Annotated in this window: 19 protein-coding genes; 14 read left to right on the plus strand and 5 right to left on the minus strand. The window is 59.4% G+C overall.

What is annotated here, in order from left to right:
• Window positions 1-56 precede the first annotated feature (56 nt).
• Together ACN9MX_RS20210 and ACN9MX_RS20215 are read left to right on the plus strand one after the other, a co-directional pair.
• On the plus strand, window positions 57-1,184 hold the full coding sequence (locus ACN9MX_RS20210; RefSeq protein ID WP_363828561.1) for an acyl-CoA dehydrogenase family protein: 1,128 nt from the start codon (window positions 57-59) through the stop codon (window positions 1,182-1,184).
• Between the two features lie 76 nt (window positions 1,185-1,260).
• Entirely contained in the window at window positions 1,261-2,370 is a 1,110-nt protein-coding gene (locus ACN9MX_RS20215; RefSeq protein ID WP_133654387.1) for an NADH:flavin oxidoreductase, read from the plus strand.
• Between the two features lie 41 nt (window positions 2,371-2,411).
• On the opposite strand, the gene ACN9MX_RS20220 is transcribed toward ACN9MX_RS20215, so the two are convergent.
• The 4 genes from ACN9MX_RS20220 to ACN9MX_RS20235 all read right to left on the minus strand — a co-directional run bounded on the left by ACN9MX_RS20220 (window position 2,412) and on the right by ACN9MX_RS20235 (window position 6,078).
• Window positions 2,412-3,161: an enoyl-CoA hydratase-related protein gene (locus ACN9MX_RS20220; RefSeq protein ID WP_133654388.1), complete on the minus strand. Its 750-nt coding sequence runs from the start codon at window positions 3,159-3,161 to the stop codon at window positions 2,412-2,414.
• A 76-nt stretch (window positions 3,162-3,237) separates the two neighbouring features.
• Complete coding sequence (locus ACN9MX_RS20225; RefSeq protein ID WP_363829436.1) at window positions 3,238-4,044, minus strand: SDR family NAD(P)-dependent oxidoreductase; 807 nt, start codon at window positions 4,042-4,044, stop codon at window positions 3,238-3,240.
• Window positions 4,045-4,144: 100 nt separating this feature from the next.
• Window positions 4,145-4,903 carry an SDR family NAD(P)-dependent oxidoreductase gene (locus tag ACN9MX_RS20230; RefSeq protein ID WP_426387701.1) on the minus strand — a complete coding sequence of 253 codons (759 nt, stop codon included), beginning with the start codon at window positions 4,901-4,903 and terminating at the stop codon, window positions 4,145-4,147.
• Window positions 4,904-5,100: 197 nt separating this feature from the next.
• Entirely contained in the window at window positions 5,101-6,078 is a 978-nt protein-coding gene (locus ACN9MX_RS20235; RefSeq protein WP_363828571.1) for an enoyl-CoA hydratase/isomerase family protein, read from the minus strand.
• A gap of 335 nt (window positions 6,079-6,413) precedes the next feature.
• Here ACN9MX_RS20235 and ACN9MX_RS20240 point away from each other — a divergent pair, with 335 nt between their 5' ends.
• The 12 genes from ACN9MX_RS20240 to bktB all read left to right on the plus strand — a co-directional run bounded on the left by ACN9MX_RS20240 (window position 6,414) and on the right by bktB (window position 20,665).
• Complete coding sequence (locus ACN9MX_RS20240) at window positions 6,414-7,223, plus strand: enoyl-CoA hydratase/isomerase family protein (protein ID WP_363828574.1); 810 nt, start codon at window positions 6,414-6,416, stop codon at window positions 7,221-7,223.
• 35 nt (window positions 7,224-7,258) lie between these two features.
• Window positions 7,259-8,011, plus strand: coding sequence for an SDR family NAD(P)-dependent oxidoreductase (locus tag ACN9MX_RS20245; RefSeq protein ID WP_363828576.1), 753 nt, complete (start codon window positions 7,259-7,261; stop codon window positions 8,009-8,011).
• Between the two features lie 366 nt (window positions 8,012-8,377).
• On the plus strand, window positions 8,378-9,271 hold the full coding sequence (locus tag ACN9MX_RS20250; protein WP_363828579.1) for an IclR family transcriptional regulator: 894 nt from the start codon (window positions 8,378-8,380) through the stop codon (window positions 9,269-9,271).
• A gap of 250 nt (window positions 9,272-9,521) precedes the next feature.
• Window positions 9,522-10,295 carry an SDR family NAD(P)-dependent oxidoreductase gene (locus tag ACN9MX_RS20255; RefSeq protein ID WP_363828582.1) on the plus strand — a complete coding sequence of 258 codons (774 nt, stop codon included), beginning with the start codon at window positions 9,522-9,524 and terminating at the stop codon, window positions 10,293-10,295.
• A complete protein-coding gene (locus tag ACN9MX_RS20260; protein ID WP_363828585.1) occupies window positions 10,292-10,723 on the plus strand; it encodes a Zn-ribbon domain-containing OB-fold protein in 432 nt (143 codons plus the stop codon). The genes ACN9MX_RS20255 and ACN9MX_RS20260 overlap by 4 nt, the downstream gene beginning before the upstream one ends.
• Window positions 10,720-11,862, plus strand: a complete 1,143-nt coding sequence (locus ACN9MX_RS20265; protein ID WP_363828588.1) for an acetyl-CoA acetyltransferase — start codon at window positions 10,720-10,722, stop codon at window positions 11,860-11,862. The genes ACN9MX_RS20260 and ACN9MX_RS20265 overlap by 4 nt, the downstream gene beginning before the upstream one ends.
• Window positions 11,863-11,991: 129 nt before the next feature.
• Complete coding sequence (locus tag ACN9MX_RS20270; RefSeq protein WP_363828591.1) at window positions 11,992-13,200, plus strand: CaiB/BaiF CoA transferase family protein; 1,209 nt, start codon at window positions 11,992-11,994, stop codon at window positions 13,198-13,200.
• 75 nt (window positions 13,201-13,275) lie between these two features.
• A complete protein-coding gene (locus ACN9MX_RS20275) occupies window positions 13,276-14,151 on the plus strand; it encodes a MaoC/PaaZ C-terminal domain-containing protein (protein WP_363828594.1) in 876 nt (291 codons plus the stop codon).
• A gap of 2 nt (window positions 14,152-14,153) precedes the next feature.
• Window positions 14,154-15,356: an acyl-CoA dehydrogenase family protein gene (locus tag ACN9MX_RS20280; protein ID WP_363828597.1), complete on the plus strand. Its 1,203-nt coding sequence runs from the start codon at window positions 14,154-14,156 to the stop codon at window positions 15,354-15,356.
• Window positions 15,353-16,474 (plus strand): acyl-CoA dehydrogenase family protein, encoded by a 1,122-nt coding sequence (locus ACN9MX_RS20285; RefSeq protein WP_363828600.1) that lies wholly within the window; start codon window positions 15,353-15,355, stop codon window positions 16,472-16,474. The genes ACN9MX_RS20280 and ACN9MX_RS20285 overlap by 4 nt, the downstream gene beginning before the upstream one ends.
• Window positions 16,475-16,859: 385 nt before the next feature.
• Entirely contained in the window at window positions 16,860-19,250 is a 2,391-nt protein-coding gene (locus ACN9MX_RS20290; RefSeq protein ID WP_363828603.1) for a TonB-dependent receptor, read from the plus strand.
• A gap of 236 nt (window positions 19,251-19,486) precedes the next feature.
• The gene (bktB, locus tag ACN9MX_RS20295) at window positions 19,487-20,665 is read left to right on the plus strand and encodes a beta-ketothiolase BktB (RefSeq protein WP_363828606.1); all 1,179 of its coding nucleotides are present in this window, start codon (window positions 19,487-19,489) and stop codon (window positions 20,663-20,665) included.
• Window positions 20,666-20,756: 91 nt separating this feature from the next.
• On the opposite strand, the gene ACN9MX_RS20300 is transcribed toward bktB, so the two are convergent.
• Window positions 20,757-21,023, minus strand: coding sequence for a hypothetical protein (locus ACN9MX_RS20300; RefSeq protein ID WP_363828608.1), 267 nt, complete (start codon window positions 21,021-21,023; stop codon window positions 20,757-20,759).
• Window positions 21,024-21,205 lie beyond the last annotated feature (182 nt).

The following is a 21,205-nucleotide window of genomic DNA, read 5'->3' on the forward strand; positions in this document are numbered from 1 at the left end:
CGCTCTGGTCAAGGCCACTGAAAAATCAAGACATGCGATCACGGAGCAGGATGAGAATGAGCCAGATAATCGCCCTCGACAAATTCCGGGAATTTTTCCTGACGGAGGTCGAGGAGGCATATGCAGAAGTGGAACGCACCGATTCGCTGCCCGATCATGTCCATCGACGTGCCGCCGAAATCGGCTGCTATCGACTGACGCTTCCCGTCGAATATGGCGGCTATGGCATGAGCGTGACCGAATATCTGCCTTATCTCGAAGCAGCGGCTGAAGGACCGGGGGTGGGGCGCATGCTGGTGCACACGACGAACGGGATATGGCGCCCGATCCATAATTTCGGGAGCGAGGAGCAGCGCGCCATCCTTCCCAAGATGGCCGCGGGCGATGCTGTCGTGGCTTTCGCCCTCACGGAAATGACGGGCGGGACCGGACGGGATCTGAAATCGGTCGCACGACGCGACGGCGACCTCTGGTATGTCAGCGGCGAAAAGCACCTCATCACCTGGGCGGATCGCGCCGACTGGTTCCTCCTCGTGGCAGCGACGGATGAAGGCGGTCAGAAGGACTCGCTGACTGCATTTCTTATCCCGCGGGACACCGATGGTTTCGAGATTGACGCTACGCAGCATACAATGGGGCTGCATGGCACGGGGCATGCCTTCCTGCGCTACAAGAATATGGCGGTTGCCGACAAATATCGCCTGGGCGCGGTAGGCCAAGGGCTGGAGGTCGCCCTGTTTTTCCTCGATTACAGCCGTGTGTCGCTTTCGACGACGATGGTCGGCCTGGCGCAGAGGGCGTTGGATGAGGCCGTGGCCTTCGCGAAACGACGCGTGACCTTCGGCAAACCGATCGCCACACGAGCGCAGATCCAAACCCACATCGCGATGATGCATGCGGACATCGAAGCGGCCCGACATCTTGTTCGGTACGCCGCCAGGCTGTGCGAAGATGGCAAGGATTTCACGGCGCAAGCTGCGACGGCAAAGCTCTTCAACCTCAACATGGTGGGCCGGGTGACCGACCTGTCGCTGCGCGTGCATGGCGGTTGGGGCTATACAAAGGCTGCCGCGATCGAACGCATTTATCGTGATGCGCGGGGATTCTGGTTCGAGGAAGGCACTGCCGAGATCCAGCAACTGGTGGTTGCCCGCCACGTGCTAGAGCAAAGTTCGGCGGCTTGATGCCTTCGGCTGCTCCATCGGCCATGGGATTGCCCGACGCCCGCGGCACTCCTGCCGAAAGATCTGGAGTCATCAGGTGAACGGGGTCGATGCACTGTTTCAGCCCTTCCAGTTGGGCAATCTCAAACTGCGCAACCGGATCGTCATGCCGGCGATGACAAGGCATCGTTCACCAGGCAATGTTCCCGGTGACGATGTGCGCGACTATTATGCCCGCCGCGCAAAGTCCGTCGGCCTGATCGTCACTGAAGGAACCTGCATCAATCATCCTGCCGCCAACGCCTATGAAAAGATACCATTTTTCCACGGCACTGATGCGCTGGCGGGATGGAAGCGCGTGGTCGATGCAGTGCATGACCAGGGCGGAAGCATCGTCCCGCAGCTCTGGCACACAGGCTCGGCACGACATCCGGGAGCTTCTCCCGACCCGTCAATACCCGCCTTTACTCCCTCGGGGCTGACCCAATCGCTCGAGCCATTGTGTCACGAGATGAGCCAGGAGGACATAGAGGCGGTAATCGAGGCTTTCGCAACGGCCGCCTCCGACGCGAAGCTGTTGGGGTTTGACGGCGTGGAAATCCACGGCGCGCACGGATATCTGATCGACGAATTCTTCTGGGAGAAAAGCAATCGGCGTACGGATCGATATGGCGGCAATATAGCCAATCGCGTCCGGTTCGCTGCGGAGATCACAGCAGCCATAAGAGGGCGGGTGGGACCGCACTTTCCGATCATCCTTCGATGGTCCCAATGGAAGCAGCAGGACTATGACGCGCGCCTGGTCACAGATCCGGCATCGCTCGAAGCATTTCTGGACCCACTGGTGGATGCTGGCGTGGACATGTTCGATTGCAGCACAAGACGCTATTACCAGCCGGAATTTCCCGGCAGTGACCTCAATCTCGCTGGATGGGTGAAGAAAATTTCCGGCAAGCCGACCATAACCGTGGGGAATGTCGGCCTGGACAGCGATTTCGTGTCGGGGAAGGACAGTCGCGTCACGTTCCAGAACGCACAGACCGGTTCACTCGACAATCTGCTGGAGCGGTTGACTGCGCACGAATTCGATCTCGTGGCAGTGGGCCGCGCCATCATCGCGAATCCGGACTGGGCAGAGCGTATACGTGACGGCGATCTGCAAGCCCTGAAGCCGTTCAGCAAGGACATGCTGCGGCAACTATCCTGATCGCGGTGAGGCGACATGGATCCTTGTCGGTGCCGCCCTTGTCATTTCGATTGTCCGACATGGGCGAAGGACAGCGATCTACCGCTCCTTGCCTGGCGTTCGAAGCCGATTTGCGCTTCGAGCTCTATACCCTGTTCCATCGATACCAGGCTCACCTTGTCGATGAGGGCCTTGGTTTCCGCTGGTAGGCCGGGCGCGCCGCCGACAATGGCACGCGCCATTTCGCGGGCTGTATCCAGAAGATCCGACGCAGGCACCACGCGATTGACCAAACCCCAGTCAGCGGCTTCGCGGGCAGGAAGCCGCCTGCCGGTCAGTTCCAGTTCCTTTGCGCGATAGATGCCGACGGCCCTGTGCAGGCGAACTGACAGCCCCCAGCCGGGCAACAGCCCGACCCGTGAATGGGTGTCAACGAAAACAGCATCCTCCGAAGCGAGTATGATATCGCAGGCTACCGTAATCTCCAGCCCGCCCGTTACCGAGAGTCCGTTGATCGCCGCGATCACCGGACCTTTCCATTGGCTGATCGTCCGCGCCGGATTGAAGGGCAGGAAAGGCTCCGGACCGGATTCCTGCAAAACCGCGACGTCAAGACCAACACAAAAGGCCTTGCCCTTGCCCGTCAGTATGACGGCCGAGATGTCAGGATCATCGTTGAGATCCTGCATGATGCGGTCAAAGGCCGCGAGCATTTCGGGAACAAGCGCGTTCAAGCGGTCCGGACGGTTCAACCAGATCGTGGCAAAGCCATTGTCCCGTTCAACCTCGATCAGCCTGTCATTTTCTTCCATAATTCTTTCCATTGAATGGCGTGTGGAGAAATCTTCGTCGCAGCGCAGCGCTTTTTGAACGCCACATCTGTGACAATCAGAGGGAGATGAGACCAAGCCCTCCAGTGACCCTGATGCATTCGCCGGTGATGTAATTCGACATGTCGCTGCCGAGAAACTCGATGGCACCGACCATATCCTCGACCTTGCCGAAGCGGCGCAGCGGGATCGCCCCTGCCTGATCGCTCGTGCCCATGCCGCGCGCTGCGGCTGCGGCCGCGACCCGCGGGGTGTGAATGAGTCCCGGAGCAACGCAGTTGGCCCGAATGCCGATCGGCCCCAACTCGACCGCGAGATGCCTTGTATAGGTCAGCAGGGCGGCTTTTGCGCCGGAATATACGGCGTATTTTCCCTTGCTGTCGCCCGCGAACGCGCCGAAGGTGACGATGTTTATGATGGCCCCGCCGGGCCTGTTCATCAACGGGACGGCGGCCTGGCAGCAATAGACCGCGCTCAGGAAATTGACGTTGATCAGCAATGCCATGTCGTCGTCGGGCGAGGTGGTCGCATAGCTCCGCTCGGCAGGAGTGATGGCCCCGCCGGCGTTGTTAACGAGGATGTCGATCGATCCAAGCTCACGCGCGGCCTGTTCGACGGCGGCCTGGGCTTCCTCTCGCCGCGAAAGGTCGGCCTGCACCGCTACGACGCGTTGGCCGAGGTCACGAATTTCCTGCTCGACACTCTCGGCTTCATACTCTCCGGCACGCTTGCCAGCATCGAGATCCTTGTCGAATATGGCGACATCTGCCCCAAGCTTTGCGAGATGAAGTGCGTAGCCGCGCCCCATGCCTCCCGCGGCACCTGTGACGATAGCGACCTTGCCCTCGAGCCTGCGGTTCGTCATCAACCTCTCTCCTCATTTTATCGACTTGCTTTAGCATTGGTTATACATAATCTCATGGTTCCAGCGAGTTGACGAGAACCGGTGATGGCGAGGCAATTCGTTACTCGCGGAAATATTCGGGCTTGCCCTGCGTCCATTGCTCACCCCAAAGCTGGCCGCCGCCATCGACACGAAGGAGTTCACCCGTGGTGAAGGAACTCGCGTCGGAACCAATGAAGAGGCAAGCTTCCGCAACTTCCCATGGATCGCCAAGCCTCAGCATCGGATTGCTGCGCGCGAACGTCTTCTTGGCCTCTTCAGGGTACCCGGCCATGCCTTCGGTGAAGATGGTGCCGGGGGCTACGCAGTTGACGCGGATCTTCAACGGAATCCACTCCACCGCGACGGTTTTGGAAAGATAGATCACCCCGGCGCGAGCCGCCGCCGTATGCGCGGCGCCCAATATACCGCGATCTACCACCGCGACCACGTTGACGATCGAACCGGGCATATTCGTGTCGCGCCAATAGCGCGCAGCAGATTGCATCATCGACCAGGTGCCCAAAAGATTATTGTCGATGACTGCGCGAAAGCCGTTGGCACTCATGTCGATTGCGGATTGCGGAAATTGGCCACCAGCATTGTTGATGAGCAGGTCGAGCCGGCCATGGTGTGCCCGTATCTGGGCAAAGAGCGAAGCGACGTCCTCAGACTTACGTATATCGGTCGGGACGGCCAAAATTTCATAATCTTGGCTGGCCAGTTCATCGCGCAGAATATCCAGCTTTTCCGCCGAACGTCCGCACGTCACCACTTTCGCGCCCATGCGCGCCAACATCCACACCAGTGCCCGTCCAATGCCAGTCGCACCGCCCGACACCAGAACCACCTTGTCACGAAACAGGATTTCGTTCAGCGCGATCTGGCGTGTGGCCATGATGGCAACATCCGGTCTGGCGGCGATCGCTCCCAGATCTGGTTCGACTTTCATCGGACAAACTCCCGACAATGAACAAATCTACCCTCGAACCTTGTCGCGCATAGGATTTTCCTGGGTTCAGCGTTGGCCATGCGATTTCATCCGCCAATCAACCTGGCGATTGCGGTCAGCGCGGCCTCTGTCCTGATCAGCCGATTGGCGCTTGCCAATTCGCCCTCCAGCGAAACCGTGATAGGCAGCGTCGCCTTTTCAACCACGGCGGGATAGCCGGTCAGCACGCTCACAATCTCCCGCATGACGACGGCGCTGCCGGTATCAAGTGCACCTTCGGCTTCCGCGGCGTCCACTCGTTGAATATGCTCCGAATAGCCTGCCTCGCCGCAATAGGTCAGTTGTGGCTGGGCCGGCGGCGTAAAGCCTTCCGCCATCATCGCTGCCACCTTCGCGACGGCGGCAGGCAGGAGATCTGCCCGCTCAGCGACTATCTGCGTGCCGGGCCGCAACAGCCCCATCTCTTCGCACTCCTGGGCTGACGTTGCGATCACCCCTGCCTGCAGCGCGGCCAGGGCATGCGCAAGCCCCTTTTCCGGCCCATGTCGCTCGACGCATCGCAAAAGCAGCTGGGTGCAGCCTCCCCAAGCCGGGATGAGCCCCACCTTGATCTCGGGAAGGCCTGCCCGCAAGCCCGCATGCGCGACCACTGCGTGGGAATGGAGCATGATCTCGCATCCACCTCCAAGCGCGAAGCCGTGGACTGCTGCCACGACCGGCACGGATATGGCTGACAGCGTCTGACACAGACCTTGGCCTTTCTTGAAGTAGGTGGCCAGGGCTGGCCAATCCCCTGCCGATACCATGCCGTGGTTATATGCAAGGTCCGCCCCCGCCGAAAAGGCGCGCGGATCGTCGTTGCCGATGACCAGCCCGCCAAACGCATTGCCCGCTGCCGATATCGCGAACTCCAGCACTTCAAGGGCCTGAACATCGAGCGTATTCATCTTCCTATGGACTTCGAAACAGGCGACGCCTCCGCCAAAGTCCCACAAAGAGGCGCTGTCATTGGCTGCCATAGGGCGCGCGCTTGCGCGCATGCTCTTGACGGTGCCGTCTGACATTTGACTATTTCCTTTCAGATTGATGGCCTTTTGGGTGGGTGACAGCCGATCCCGGCAGGCGGATTGGAGCCGGATCCCCGGTGCTGACGGCGCCTGCCGGCCTCAGAAGGGGAACTAGCATCCGAAACTTTTTGCGGGGATCGCATGGGCACTTCAATGCCGCTTTACGAGAGGACATCATCTTCCACGTACACGGTATATGGTTGCGAACAAAGATTCTGCATGGAGATGGCCGGCGCTTGGTTGCTATCTGGTCCGGACGGTGGATGATGATGCGGCAACGATCCGCATCCGTTCGATTTAAAACAACCATATTTATCTTCTCTGGAGGTCTCATGTCTGCCTATTTGAAGAATTATGAGAAGTTGCTGTTCGATTTTCCTGCCGATCGCGTACTGCGCATCACCATGGGCGATCCCGAGAAGCTGACTCCCGTTTGTGGTCAGATGCATGCGGAGCTCGTTACGATTTGGCGGGACATAGACGACGACGAAAGCATTTCCTCGGTCATCCTGACGGGCGGCAAAAAGGCGTTCTCCGCTGGCGGTGATTTCGCAATCGTGGAACGCTCGATGACCGACTATCATTTCCGAAACCAGATCTGGAAGGAGACGCGGAATCTCGTCTACAACATCATCAACTGCAACAAGCCCATCATCAGCGCCATGCGGGGTCCGGCGGTCGGTGCTGGTCTGGTCTGCGGGTTGCTGGCGGATATATCGATCGCGTCCAAGAATGCGCGCCTGATCGACGGCCATACCCGCCTCGGCGTCGCCGCGGGCGACCATTCGGTCATCATCTGGCCACTGCTGTGCGGCATGGCGAAGGCCAAATATTATCTGCTGACCTGTGACTCGGTTTCCGGCGAAGAGGCGGAGCGCATGGGGCTCATTTCGCTCACCTGCGAGGATGAGGAACTTGACGACAAGGCTCTCGAAGTCGCCGTGCGGCTGTCGAACGGCGCGCAAAGCGCGATCCGCTGGACCAAGACCTCGCTCAACAACTGGTTCCGCATGGCAGGTCCGTCGTTCGATGCATCCGTCGCATATGAGATGCTGGGCCTGACCGGGCCGGAAGTGCGCGAGGGCGTCGCTTCGCATCGCGAGAAGCGGGCACCGAAATTCGATCCGACCTGCAAGATCTGATCGGCAGCAATCATTTTCACGAGAGGGTGTCCAACATGACGGACAGATTTAAAGGCAAATCCATGGTGGTGACCGGCGCCGCCTCTGGCATAGGCAAGACGATTGCCCGCATGGCGGCGGAGCAAGGCGCGCGGGTCTTTGTCGCCGATATCAATGAGGAAGGGGGGAAGGCAGCCGCCGAGGAAATCCGCGCCGCTGGCGGCCAGGCCGAGTTCGAGAAGCTAGACCTGACCAACCGGCCGAGCATTGATGCCTTTGCAGCGGCGGTGCTCGGCAAAGTCGGAACGCTCGATATCCTCGTCAACGCGGCGGGTTGGGACCTTGTTGAACCGTTCCTCAAAAGCAAACCGGAAACCTGGGACTTGATCGTGGCCATCAACTATCTGGGGCCGGTCCATCTTTGCCATCATTTCGTCCCCGGCATGATGGAGCAGGGTGGCGGCAAGGTCGTCAACATTTCCAGCGACGCAGGCCGGATTGGCAGTCCCGGTGAAGCGGTCTATTCGGGCGCGAAGGGAGGCATTATCTCCTTCACCAAAACGCTTGCCCGAGAGGCCGCGCGCGGCAAGGTGAACGTCAATTGCGTCGCACCCGGACCCACCAACACTCCGCTTTATCATGTCCAGTCCGACAAGCTCAAGGAAGGGCTGAAAAGCGTCATTCCGTTTCGCCGCGTCGCAGAGCCGGAGGAAATCGCTCACGCCGTTCTGTTTTTCGCCAGCGCGGAATCCGACTATATCACTGGCCAGACGCTCAGCGTCAGCGGCGGCATGTCGATGGTGAACTGATCGTTCCGCAGATCGACCGCAAGGATGCTCGATCCGGGTTGAAGCCGGGCTCGAGCATCGCCGTGCCCCGGGATCAGGACGGGGTGAATGCAGGCAGCGCGTGAAGCGGTTGGTCTCATCAGATCGACCGCTTCATACCTTTGCCTGTTCCGATTTCTCGGCCGTCAGGCGCTACCCTCTGACTGGCCATTACTCTAGGCGCCCATTCACAAGGCTACTTCTCGGGAACGGCCAATGAAGCCCGATGCAAATCCATTTTGACCGGCCATCACATATATGTTACCGATTTAGAACATACGTCCTAATGGCGCACCAAAGCGGCGAGGAACGGATGGTGCAGGCGCGATAGCGAGGAGAGGAGTTGACATGGAACTCATGGCCGGAATCGAGCGCGATAGGGAAGAAGCGGCTTCTTCGGGTGACGGGCTTAATCAGCCGCAGGACAACATGCAGGAAAGCCCTGGCAGACCAGCCAAATGGGAAGCGCTGCCCCTCAATGTCGTGAAATCCACCGGGAGAACCATGCAGATCCTGGAGTATTTCGATCATCATCAAGGACCGGCCAATATCGCACAAGTGGCGCGCGCGCTGGACTATCCCCAGTCCAGCACCTCGGAGATAATGCGCAGTCTGAATGTCCTTGGATATCTTGCCTATAATAATGGCGATCGCACCTTCATGCCTACCAGCAGAGTGCGTCTGCTCGGGTCTTGGGCACTCGATCAATTGCATGGGGAAGACCGCCTTTCATCCTTGTTGCGCAAGGCGAACCAGATATCGGGCCAGACTGCCTATCTGGCCATACGCAACAAGCTGGCGTCACAATATATACAGGTTGCGCAATCCACGACGTCCTTACGCCTTCACCTGACGCCTGGACAGAAGCGGCCATTGCTCCGCTCGGCAAGCGGGCGAGCTCTTCTGAAAAACCTGTCGGATGCCGAGATCAGCAAGCTTGTCCGCCGCATCAACGCGGAAAGACTTCCGGAAGAGAGCATTATCTGCCTCGACGCACTGCTGGCGGACGTCAATTTCATTCGCGAAAACGGTTACCTGTATATCGAAAGAAGCGAGATCAGCCCTGGAGCCGCCGTAATCGCGATGAGTTTGCCCGAAAATGTATTCCCGGTCCCGACAGTGATAGGCATTGGGGGAGCCGCCGAAGTGATCGCTCCCCAGAAGGAACTGCTCGTGCAGCGCCTGCGCGAACTCGTCGAAACGCATCTTCTGTGTCGGGACAGTGGATCGCAGGCAGCCTGAAAGCCAGGCAGCGCGGCGCTTTGACACATATGTGGTAATCGGAAAGTCGTTCGGCTTGGGGGCTGTCTGCCGGCATCACACCCGCTAGTCTGGCCCACGCACCAGATGCAATGGGGGACGTTGCTATCCACCGGCCCCCTCCTGTCAGGGTCAGGCGCTGAATGAAATTTCTAGTGCTGATCGCCGGCGGTGTGGATTGCCGCGATCAGACAATAGATATGCCCAACGCTTTCAATCACGGAGCCAATAAATGATCAATCCCATGTCGCTGGAGAACAGGTCCGTGATCGTGACCGGCGCGGGCCAGGGAATAGGTCGCGCGATCGCGAATGGAATCCTGGCGCTCGGGGGCAGGGTGGTGGCGATGGATCGAAACGCCAACGCATTGCGGGAGTTTCAAAATGAGGTGGGTGGTGATCGGCTGATGATCGCCGACGGCGATGTCACCGACGGCGCCTTTGTGACGGCGACCGTGGAGGGGGCCGATAAATGGGCCGGGGGAATTGACGGGTTGGTGAACAATGCCGGAATCTCTCGTGCAGCCATGATCCACAGGATGGATATCGAAACCTGGGACGCGGTTATTGACGTCAACTTGACGGCGCCCTTCCGCCTGATGCAGGCGGTTGGCCGAAAGATGCTGGAGCGTGCGGCGGCCGATGAGAAGGCTCCAGGGGCGATCGTCAACATCTCATCCGACGCAGGCCGTCGCGGCACGGTCGGCCAGATCAACTATGGCGCGGCCAAAGCAGGAATCAATGGCCTTACCATGTCGGCGGCACGGGAATGGGCGGCCAGGGGCATCCGCGTCAATGCCGTCGCATTCGGGGTCGTGGAAACGCCGATGACGGAAACCGTACGTGGCGAAAAGTTTCGGGACACCTATCTGGCCCAGATACCCATGGGTCGCTGGGGTACTCCCGAGGAAGTCGCAACGCCCGTCTGCTTCCTGCTGTCGCAGGCAGCCTCCTACATCACGGGCCAGGTCATTTCGGTGAATGGCGGCTACCACATCAGTTCGTGAAGACAGGTGAATTCGTGCAGGTGACGACGATGCAGGCAACGCGGCCGGACAAGGAGTATCTCGAGTTTCTGGCCCAGGGCAGGTTCATGCTGCAACGCCGACGACCTGATGCGACGCCCTTTTTCTATCCGCGGGTGGCCGAACCGGGCACCGGCAGCACCGATCTGGAATGGATCGAGGCATCAGGATTTGGCACCGTCCATGCGACGACGGTCGTCCGGGTGCGGCCGCCGCAGGCAGACTATAATGTGGCGATCGTGGAACTCGACGAGGGCCCACGCATGATGAGCCGAATTGAAGGGGTGGCCGCCGCGGATGTCCGCATCGGTATGCGGGTACGCGCGCGCATCGTGCCGTTCGAAGACCACCACGCAGTCATATTCGTGCCTCTTGATGGCGAAACGCCTAAAGAGGAGTTGCGGCCATGATCGGGGATCGTCGCACGCCGACTGCGCTCATCGGTGCGGCTACATTCGGGATTGGCGAGGCGCCAGGGTTCACATCGATGGATCTGGCCAGTCGTGCCGCCCTTGCGGCGCTGGAAGAGTCCGGTCTCTCGCTCTCGCAGGTCGACGGCCTGTTCATCGCGCTTCCGAACGATTTTCTAAGCGGACTGTCTTTTGCCGAATATCTTGGCATTCAGCCAAAGCTCACCAACAACAATCGCACCGGCGGATCTGCGTTTCTCACCCAGATGAACGTGGCGGCCCATGCGCTGGCCGCCGGGGAAATCGATGTTGCGCTTGTGGCCTATGGCAGCAACCAGCGTACCGGCGTCGGTGGCCTGGTCAGTGCTGCGGGGCCAAATCTCTACGAAAAGCCATATAGTCCCCGGCTACCGGTCAGCGGCTATGCCTTGGCGGCGAGCCGTCACATGCATGAGTTCGGCACCACCCGCGATCATTTCTATGCGGTCGCGAGGACCGCGCGTGAATGGGCCATGCTCAATCCCGAAGCCTTTTTGCGAAAGCCTTTGAGCCGCGAGGAGTATGATAATGCGCGGATGGTTTCCGATCCGCTTTCGGTACTGGATTGTTGCCTGGTGACGGATGGTGCGGCGGCGGTGGTCATGGCGCGCAAGGATTGGGTGGGCGGACGCACGGCAGCCTATCTGCTTGGAGTGGGCGAGGCGACCGACCATTATCAGATTGCGCAGATGCCTGACCTCACCACTTCAGCGGCAAAGGCGAGCAGCGCGCGCGCCTATGCGCAGGCTCGCATTACGGTCTCTGACATCGATGTCGTGCAGTTATATGATGCCTTCACGATCAACACGATCTTGTTCCTCGAAGATCTCGGCTTCTGCAAGAAAGGGGAAGGCGGCGATTTCGTCGCTTCGGGCGCTATCGGACCGGGCGGCCAATTGCCGGTCAATACGAATGGTGGCGGCCTGGCCTGCGTTCACCCCGGCATGTACGGTCTCTTCACCATCGTCGAAGCCTATCGGCAGCTGACCGGCACTGCCGGAGACAGGCAGGTTGCCGCGGATTTGGCTGTTGCACATGCAAATGGAGGTTTTCTGTCCAGTCAAGTGACCGCCGTGCTCGGCAGCGCAGCCACGCTGTGATCGCGGGGGCATTAACGGATTTCCAGTAACTGGTTGCCGACATGCAATTGACGTTTCATGCGCCGCCCGCCGCTCCTAAACCAAGGAAATGGGGTTTCTTTCGCGAGGAAAGGGCCGGGGAGTTTTCCGATGTCTGTAATGTCCGGTGTCAAAGTTCTCGACATGACAAGGGTTGTTGCAGGACCAACAGCAACGCAGTGCCTGGGAGATTTTGGCGCCGACATCATCAAGGTCGAGCGGCCTGGTGAAGGCGACGATGTGCGTCATGTCGGTCCCCCATGGCTGATCGATACGGATGGAAATGAAACCAGGGAATCCACGTATTTTCAGGCCGCCAATCGCAACAAGCGCTCTATTTCGGTCAACTTCCAGAGTGATGAAGGCGCACAACTGCTCCGTACCCTGGCTTCCAGGGTTGATATTTTCATCGAGAACTTCAGGCCGAGGACGCTTGAGAAATATGGTCTCGACTATGAATCTCTCAGGCGACAAAATCCTGGCCTGATCTATTGCTCGGTCAGCGGTTTCGGACAGGCTGGACCATATGCGTATCGCAGCGGTTATGATTTCCTGATGCAGGCCATGTCCGGTTTGATGAGTGTAACCGGCGATCCTGACGGTCCTCCAATGCGGGTGGGAGTGCCGATTGCAGATATCCTTGCCGGGAAGGACGCCGTCATTGGCATATTGTTGGCGCTGCGGGAACGCGACAAGACAGGGCAGGGGCAGTCGATCGACATTTCACTGTTCGATTCTCAGGTGTCCGCTATGGCGAATACCTTCACAGCGTGGTTCAATGGTGGATTTGAGATGCCACGCACGGGCAATGATCATCCGAGCGCGTCCCCCTATGGCGTCTATCGAACCTCCGACGGCTATCTGCTCGTTGCGACATTCAATAATCGGGAGTTCGCCAGGTTGGCGGTGGCGGTCGGCTGTCCGGAATGGCTCGATGACCCTGCGTTCAATTCGATGGGTGCGCGGGTCGCGAACCGTCACGATGTCGCCGCCGCCCTGACCAAGATCCTTGTTCAGCATCCTCGCGAACATTGGATCAAGCTTCTCAATGCCGCGGGCGTGTCATGCGGTCCGATCAACCGCATGTCCGACCTTGAATCCGATCCTCATTTTTGTGCGCGCGACATGAAAGTCAAACTTCCTCACGCTCTGTCAGGTGAAATCACGGTCGCCGCGAGCCCGATCCGATGTTCGGTATCGGCACCCGAATACCGCCTGGGGCCGCCCGTCATCGGCGAACACACTGCAGAGGTTCTGCGGGAAATGCTGGGCCTCGACGAACGGGCGATGGCCGAGTTGTCGGCCAAGGGTGTGATATGAGCGCGACGACAAGCCCCTCGCGCCGGCGGCCATGTTCCAAAAAGCGCGCGCCTTCCTTGGGGAGCCGGTAGAAGCATGATCCAGGATTATGACGCTTTGATGGATATGACGCCCGTGGTCATGGAGCAAAGCTATTCCGGCAAGGATAGCTGTATTTACGCGCTGAGCGTCGGTTGCGGAGTCGATCCCGGCGACGATTGGGCGCGTCAACATCTGGGCCCGGTGCCTCCGTCTCGCGCATTGCCGGCAATGGCTACCGTACTTGCTGCACCACGCCTTCATGCGATGGGGCTGGGGCTCACAATGCCGGCAGTCCTGCATGGTAGCCAGGCTATGATTTCACACGCGGAATTGCCCGTTGAAGGACAGGTGACCAGCGAAACCCGCATGGATGGAGTCTTCGATCGCGGTGAGGGGCGCGGCTGCGTGATCAATATGGTGCGAGATCTTCGGGATAGCCAGTCCGGTATACATTATACCTCTTTGTTCATGTCTTTCCTGTGTCGCTCCGATCAGGTAGCCGGAGCGCCTCCCTTCGAAGTCGCCCCTTCGGATGTGATGAACGACCGCGCCCCGGACCGGGTCTGGGAAGTGCCCACATCCACGCAGGCGGCGCAGCTCTTCGCGCTCACCGGAGACCAGAATCCGCTTCACCTGATCCCCGAGGTGGCCGCCAAGGCCGGCTTCCCGCGTCCCATTCTGCAGGGCGTGGCGACTTATGGACTGTGCGCAGCTTTTGTCGAGAAGGCGCTGTGCAATGAAGATGGCGCCGTGGCCAGCGGACGCCTCGGCTCGTTCTCGGGCAGGTTCAGCGCGCCAGTCTTTCCTGGCGAGACGCTGGAGCTCGCGCTTTGGCGGGATGAAGCCGGCGCGCGGCTGGAGGCACGGGTGCCCGCCCGCGACAAGGTCGTCTTCACCCAAGGCCGTATTGCGATCGACAGGAGCCGTTGACAATGGATCTGACATTCGACGCCGCCGACCGCGACTTTCGCGACATGATGCGCGACGAGATCGCCGCCATGGTGCCCGAAGATATCAGGACGCGCGTCAACAATCTTCAGCATCTCACGAAGGACGACTATCTGCGCTGGCAGGCAATTCTCGATCAACGTGGATGGGCAACGCCTGCATGGCCCGCCGAATATGGTGGCCCCGGCTGGTCGCCAATGCAGCGCGTTCATTTCGAGGAAGCATGTTTTCTGGCCGGCGCCCCCCGACAAATTCCCCACATCAACATGATCGGCCCAGTCCTCCAGCATTTTGGCACGGCCGAGCAGAAGCAGCGCTATCTTCCCGGCATCCCGACGCTGCGTGACTGGTGGTGTCAGGGATATTCCGAACCTTCTTCAGGTTCGGACCTGGCCTCACTCCGGACCAAGGCCGTGCGCAAGGGCGATCGCTATATCGTAAACGGGCAAAAAATCTGGACGACATGGGCGCATTGGGCGAATTACATGTTCTGTCTCGTGCGAACGTCGGATCACGGCCGGCCACAGGAAGGGATCACTTTCCTTCTCATGGAAATGGACTTGCCCGGGATCACCGTCAGACCCATAAGGTCGCTGGACGGAGCGCATGACGTGAACGAGGTCTTCCTTGAGGATGTAGAAGTACCCTGCGAAAATATCGTGTTAGGGGAAAATCAGGGCTGGACGGTCGCCAAGTTTCTGCTGAACGCGGAACGGACGGAAATCGCTGGATTGGGCCAGTCAAAACGGTTGTTGCAATTTGCCGTCCGAATGCTCGACCGCATGACTGAACAAGGTGTTTCGCCTGACCGTCTTCGCGCTTTGCGCGTGCGGCTGGACCGCATCCGTATCGATCTCAAGGCGCATGAATGGACGTTGATGCGCGTGATCGCGGCCCAGCCTGGCGATCCGCGCGCGCCGTCCGCCTCCATTCTCAAACTGTGCGGCACCGATCTTCTGGAACGGCTTTCGGCGCTGCTGATGGACATGGGCGGGCCAGCGGGTCTTGCCTACGATCCGCTGGCCAGGGGAGGGGAGTCCGATGCGGCTCCGCCCTATGGCCATGTCCTGAACGGCACGGCGGCGACATATCTGGAGTTCCGCAAATCCGGCCTGGTCGGCGGGACCACCGAAATTCAGAAAAATCTGATCTATCGGGAAACCGTGCACCTGTGGGGGGCGGGATGAACTTCGACCTTACCGAAGATCAGCGCGCGCTGGTCGATACTGTCGAGAAATTTGCCGCCAGCGTCATCGCCAGGCGAACCGACCCCAGCTCCACTGAAGCAATGGTCACAGGCACGATCGATCGATGGCAGGAAATGGCGGAACTGGGTCTTGCGGGTCTCATGATCGCAGAGGACGACAGCGGCCTCGCCATGACGATGGCCGAAACGCTCCTGATCTGTGAGGCATTGGGACAGTCGCTCGTGCAGCCGCCTTTCATATCCTATGCGGTGATCGCGCCCAAGCTGATCGAAACGTCCAGCGCAACCGATGTTCGCACCGCCTGTTTGCAAGGGATTGCGGGGGGCAGCATTCGCATCGCAATGGCAAGGGATGAGTCCATCCTGGATTTCGACCAGTCGCAGTTGAATTCGCGGGTTGAAGACGATGGCGGAACCTTGCGGCTTTCGGGCACCAAGGAACTTGTGATCGATGGCGTCACCGCGACGCATTTCATCGTGACGGCGCAATTGGCCGAGACGGGGCCAAATGCGTTTCTCGTCGCTGCAGGTCAGCCTGGCATTTCCATCACGCCGCTGCGCGGATTGGATGGAGGCTTGATTGCGCGCCTGTCGTTCGATGCCGTTGAAGCAGTGGCCCTGTTCGAGGGCAACGATGCTCCGGTCAAGGTCGGCCGGGCGATCGATCATGGCATAGTCGCGTTCTGCGGCGAAGCGCTGGGCCTCATGAACCGCATGCTGGCGCTTACAGCCGGCTACCTCAAGACCCGCCACCAATTTGGCAAGGCCATAGGCAGCTTCCAGGCCCTTCAGCATCGTTTTGCCGACATGGTCGTGGCGGCCGAACAGTCACGCTCGGCAACGTACATGGCAGCGGCGGCACTGACGGAAGAGGATGCGCCGACGCGCAGGCAGGATGTCTCGGCGGCGAAATCGCTCGTGTGCCGCCATGGCCGCGCGGTGCTGGAGGCCGCGATCCAACTGCATGGCGCCATCGGTATCACCGACGAATATGAGCTCAGCCGTTACCTGCGCCGGATGCTGGAAATCGAAAAGACATGGGGCGACGCGATCTACCACGAGGATCGTTTCAGCGCGGAACTGATGTCACGGACGTGAAAGCAAGCCACAAAGGATGAAGGTGCCCGACGGCGGCGGCGAAATTCCACCGCATTTCCGCGTCATTCTTCCCTGACCATATGTCGGCAGGGGGGGTGCCTTTCATCATCAACGCGTTCTGAAACAATCACATGACGGCCCGGGCAGAAGAGACGTCGATGGCACTGGAGGCAAAGGATAACGGCCATTAACGAGCATATGTTAATATATCCGTTCGGGCGGTGCCTGGGTTAGAACACTTGCTCAAATCCGCCATTTGCATGACAAAGAAGAGGCAGATGTTCAACGGTCTGTCCGACGCATTTCAAATCGCACCAAGCCGAAAGACGTGCGGATGAAATGCGGCTGTGCCCCGTTCGGGTTATAAAACATGGGAGGGAGCATCATGAAAAGCAGTTATCGCATGGCGAGCCTTGCCGTGCTGGCGGTGGCCAGCATGGCGGTTCCCGTCGTGTCCGCGCAGGAGGTGCCAGCGCAGAATGACGCGGCCGTCTCCGCAGAGGCACGTCAAAATATGGATATCATCGTTACCGCCCGTCGGCGTAACGAGACGACGCTGCAGACGCCGGTCGTGCTCACGGCATTTTCCGCGGAAAAGCTGGCGGACCTCAACGTTACGAACATCACCGACGTCGCCAAGCTGACGCCGATGCTCATCATTTCGCCAGCAACGGGCCCCTATGGCGGCAACCTGACGCTGCGCGGCGTCGCCAGCCCGACCTCCAATGCATCGTCCGAGCCCGCGGTGACCATCAATATCGATGGTGTTCCCCTCAGCTATGGCGGCGTCGTGCGCATGGGGAACATCGACATCGGTCAGGTCGAAGTGCTGAAAGGGCCGCAGGCGCTCTTCTTCGGCAAGAATTCGACCGGCGGCATCGTCTCCATGAGATCGGCGGAACCGACGAGCACTTTCCAATCGCAGCTCAGCGCCGGTTATGAATTCAATGCTCACCAAGTCGATCTGGACGGCTATGTGTCGGGTCCGGTGACCGACACGTTGGACATGCGTCTGGCTGGGCGCTTCTCCCGCCAACGCGGCTTCTTCCGCAACGTCGCCCCCGCACGGTCGATCGATTATGCGCCTGGCACGGACGAGGAGGGCGTTCGCCTCAGTGCCAACTGGATGCCGACAGATCGGCTCACCGTAAAGCTGCGCGCAACCTATGATCACGTTCGCGAAAATGGCAGTTACACGACCAGTCAGAAGATCGCATGCCCGCTAGGGGCAGCGCAGGGGCCCGGCGCCATTGCTGGCACGGATGATTGCAAACCCAACGACACGGTCGTCTTCGCCGCCATTCCATCCGCCGCCATCCAAGCGGTCACGGGCAATCCGGCGTGGAATTCCGACAGTAATTTTCTGAAGGTCCGGCAGTATTTGATAAGTTCCGATATCTCCTACAAATTGACGGATGATATCACGCTGAACTCGGTTACGGGGTGGTATGGCATCCGCCAGAGGGTCATCGACGCCCAGACATCGGGCGCCCGCTTCTTTATCGGGGGGCTGTCATCGGTCAGGAAGAATGCCTTCAGCCAGGAGGTCAGGCTCTCATACGCGAGCCCGGATTCGCCGATCGACCTGATGATGGGCGCTTTCTATCAGAAGGACAATTTGCGCGTTCTGGAGCAGGGGGTGATCAACACGACCGCCATAGCGCCGCTTTCTCCTTACTGGAATTTTCCTCTCCGCTCGCAGTCCATCTCCGCTTTTGGTCAGATGGACTGGAACATGACCGATAAATGGAGCCTTTCCGCGGGCGTTCGCTATTCCCGCGATCGCAAATATCAGGACATCGTTCCGCCGGCTGGACTGCCCAACAAGTTCACCACGCCCGAGGTCCAATTTTCAAACTGGTCACCTGAAACGACCCTGTCCTATAAGCCGTCGGAAAATACCAACCTGTTCGTTTCCTACAAGCAGGGATACAAGTCCGGCGCCTATCAGATCGGCTTCAATACCTACAGCGCCGCCCTGGCGAACCCGGCGATTACCGACATCCCGGCCTTCTATCGTCCTGAAACAGTGAAAGGTTTCGAGGCAGGCTTCAAGGCGTTGATGTTCGACCGCCAGCTACGCCTCAACCTTGCCGCCTACACCTATCGTTACAAGGATCTGCAACTCAGCCGCCTTGACCCCGCCACCATCGTGCTGTTGATCCTCAACGCCTCTTCGGCGCGCGTCAAAGGTCTGGAAGGGGATCTTACATTTTCGCCCCACGCCATACCGGGTCTGACGCTTACGACTTCGGCAGCCTTGAACTCGGCGAAATATGATTCACCCTTCCTGTCGGCTTGCTATGTCGGGCAGACGATCGCGGGCGGTTGCACCACGGACGGTCCGGACGCGGGCACTGTGCCGGATCAACAGCAGATGCTGGGACGTCCGCTGCCCCGTGCACCCAAGTTCAGTGGGAGCGTCGGCGCCTCTTATGAAACCGCGGTCGGCGACAATCTGAAGGCCAAGTTCAACCTGAACGGCGTCTACACGTCGCGATATTTCCTGTCTCAGGAACTCAACCCGATCGGCTTCAATCCGCAGCGCTTTCTGCTCGACGGGTCGATATCGGTCGGCTCGCAGTCCGGCGGCGTCGAAGTCGCGCTCATCGGCCGCAACCTGACCAATCGTTATTACGCCTATTCCGGCTTTCAGTCGCCGGGCACCGGGAGAGGTACGGGCACCACGGTCGGAGTGTTGCCGGACTTTGAAGGCCCGATCTCGCGCGGTCGTGAAATCTGGCTGAAGATAACGCTGCGACCAGGCGAACTCTGAAACATCATAGGCTGTTAAATGGGGGAGGCGGCTCCTGCATCCTGGAAGATGCGGGGGCCGTTGCCCTTCAAAGCGGCGCAGACAAGACACGACAATGCATTGGGGAGGCGATTGCCAGTCGCCCGCTCAGCCCATGGCCGCTCCTGATGCATGTAGATAAGTTAGATCATCTGTTCTAGCATCTGTATGGCAATCGGCTTTGATCCCTTTGGCGGCCGTGAAACAAGGACTTGATAATGAGGGAAGCCTATATCGTATCAGCCGTCCGGACCGCCATTGGGGATTTTGGCGGCAGCCTCAAGGATTTCGAACCTGCGCAACTGGGCGCGCTGACGATCGCCGAAGCTGTGCGACGAGCGGCTATCCAGCCGGATGACGTAGAACATGTCATCATGGGGCAGGTTATCCAGTCCCAGCCGCAAGACGCTTATCTCGCGCGTGTTGCTGCATTGCGTGCCGGCATTCCGGAACGAACGCCAGCGCTGACATTGAACCGCTTGTGCGGTTCGGGCGTGGAAGCGATCATCGCCGCGGCGCGGGCAATCGCCCAGGGGGAGATCAATATAGCAGCCGCCGGAGGCGCTGAGGTGATGAGCCGCGCTCCGCATCATGTGACCGATGTGCGTTTCGGTCGAAAGATGGGCGATGTCGCGATGATTGATGCGCTGGTCGCCGTGCTAAGCGATCCCATAGACGGCTATCATATGGGCGTGACGGCGGAGAATGTTGCGCGTGATCATCACATCACACGTGAACAGCAGGATGTGCTGGCGGCGGAGAGTCATCGCCGCGCTGCGCTCGCTCAAGCCGAAGGACGTTTCAACGATCAGATCCTGCCGGTGATGGTCAAGGTCGGGCGCGCAACTCGTGAATTTGCGGTCGACGAGCATGTGCGGGCCGAAAACGACCTCGCTGCATTGGCGGCATTGAAGCCGGTATTTCAAAAGGATGGCACGGTCACCGCAGGAAACGCCTCAGGCATCAATGATGGCGCAGCAGCCGTCATCCTGGCTTCGGCCGATGCGGTCGCGCAGCACGACCTACGGCCGATGGCACGAATTCTCGGTTGGGGGCATGCCGGGGTTGCCCCTTCCCACATGGGACTAGGTCCGGCGGAGGCGGTACCCATCGCGCTGGCGCGCGCGGGATTGACGCTTGACGAGATCGACGTCATCGAATCCAACGAAGCATTTGCGGCTCAGGCTTGCGCTGTTTCGACGATGCTTGGTTTCGATCCGGTGAAGGTGAACCCCAATGGGTCGGGAATTTCGCTGGGTCATCCGGTCGGCGCGACAGGGACTATCTTGACAGTGAAGGCCATCTACGAACTTGGCCGCACGAAGAAGCGCTACGCCTTGATCACGATGTGCATCGGTGGCGGTCAGGGGATAGCGATGGTTGTCGAGGGGATGTGAAGGCCCATCCCTCAGATGTCGCCTGTTGATAGTGATAGCTGGAAATGTGGCGGTTACCGTCAGGAACGCGACCTGACATTCCTTATGCGTCCTAGTCGCAATATTCCCAACGCCCGGCATTGCAAGCGGCAACGGCGCGCCGCCACTCCGTCATCTTGCGCGCATATTCGCCTCGCGCATCCGCATAGCCATCACCCTGCCCTTGGGCTCGGCGATAATTCTGCATGATCTTCGCGTCGCGCTCCCGGACATAGGCCAACTGCTGCTGGTTCATCCGTTTGATCATTGCCCGATCGCGCGCGCGGGCCGCAGTGCTGCGCATGGTCGGATCATTGGGATCATCCGCATGCGCTGTCATCGGCAGTAGAACTGCTCCAATCGCAAGCACCAATGCACAGGATCCGATCTTCATGAATGCGCCCCCATATTTTTTTCGACGGCTTTCTATGCCCGGCGCAAAGCGGAAGGCAATCGATTTGCGATAGATGGAGGGGCTCCAAATCGCTGAAGGGGGCGGGGGAGCCGATCGTCACAATCGAG

Source organism: Sphingobium sp. R-21 (genome assembly GCF_049913335.1).
In the GTDB taxonomy this organism is placed as follows: Bacteria; Pseudomonadota; Alphaproteobacteria; order Sphingomonadales; family Sphingomonadaceae; genus Sphingobium.

Coding starts and splice junctions, on each gene's coding strand:
- ACN9MX_RS20210 (WP_363828561.1), top strand. CDS start 57: ATGAGCCAGATAATCGCCCTCGACAAATTCCGGGAATTTTTCCTGACG.
- ACN9MX_RS20220 (WP_133654388.1), bottom strand. CDS start 3,161: ATGGAAGAAAATGACAGGCTGATCGAGGTTGAACGGGACAATGGCTTT.
- ACN9MX_RS20225 (WP_363829436.1), bottom strand. CDS start 4,044: ATGACGAACCGCAGGCTCGAGGGCAAGGTCGCTATCGTCACAGGTGCC.
- ACN9MX_RS20235 (WP_363828571.1), bottom strand. CDS start 6,078: ATGTCAGACGGCACCGTCAAGAGCATGCGCGCAAGCGCGCGCCCTATG.
- ACN9MX_RS20240 (WP_363828574.1), top strand. CDS start 6,414: ATGTCTGCCTATTTGAAGAATTATGAGAAGTTGCTGTTCGATTTTCCT.
- ACN9MX_RS20245 (WP_363828576.1), top strand. CDS start 7,259: ATGACGGACAGATTTAAAGGCAAATCCATGGTGGTGACCGGCGCCGCC.
- ACN9MX_RS20250 (WP_363828579.1), top strand. CDS start 8,378: ATGGAACTCATGGCCGGAATCGAGCGCGATAGGGAAGAAGCGGCTTCT.
- ACN9MX_RS20255 (WP_363828582.1), top strand. CDS start 9,522: ATGATCAATCCCATGTCGCTGGAGAACAGGTCCGTGATCGTGACCGGC.
- ACN9MX_RS20265 (WP_363828588.1), top strand. CDS start 10,720: ATGATCGGGGATCGTCGCACGCCGACTGCGCTCATCGGTGCGGCTACA.
- ACN9MX_RS20270 (WP_363828591.1), top strand. CDS start 11,992: ATGTCTGTAATGTCCGGTGTCAAAGTTCTCGACATGACAAGGGTTGTT.
- ACN9MX_RS20275 (WP_363828594.1), top strand. CDS start 13,276: ATGATCCAGGATTATGACGCTTTGATGGATATGACGCCCGTGGTCATG.
- ACN9MX_RS20280 (WP_363828597.1), top strand. CDS start 14,154: ATGGATCTGACATTCGACGCCGCCGACCGCGACTTTCGCGACATGATG.
- ACN9MX_RS20285 (WP_363828600.1), top strand. CDS start 15,353: ATGAACTTCGACCTTACCGAAGATCAGCGCGCGCTGGTCGATACTGTC.
- ACN9MX_RS20290 (WP_363828603.1), top strand. CDS start 16,860: ATGAAAAGCAGTTATCGCATGGCGAGCCTTGCCGTGCTGGCGGTGGCC.
- bktB (WP_363828606.1), top strand. CDS start 19,487: ATGAGGGAAGCCTATATCGTATCAGCCGTCCGGACCGCCATTGGGGAT.
- ACN9MX_RS20300 (WP_363828608.1), bottom strand. CDS start 21,023: ATGACAGCGCATGCGGATGATCCCAATGATCCGACCATGCGCAGCACT.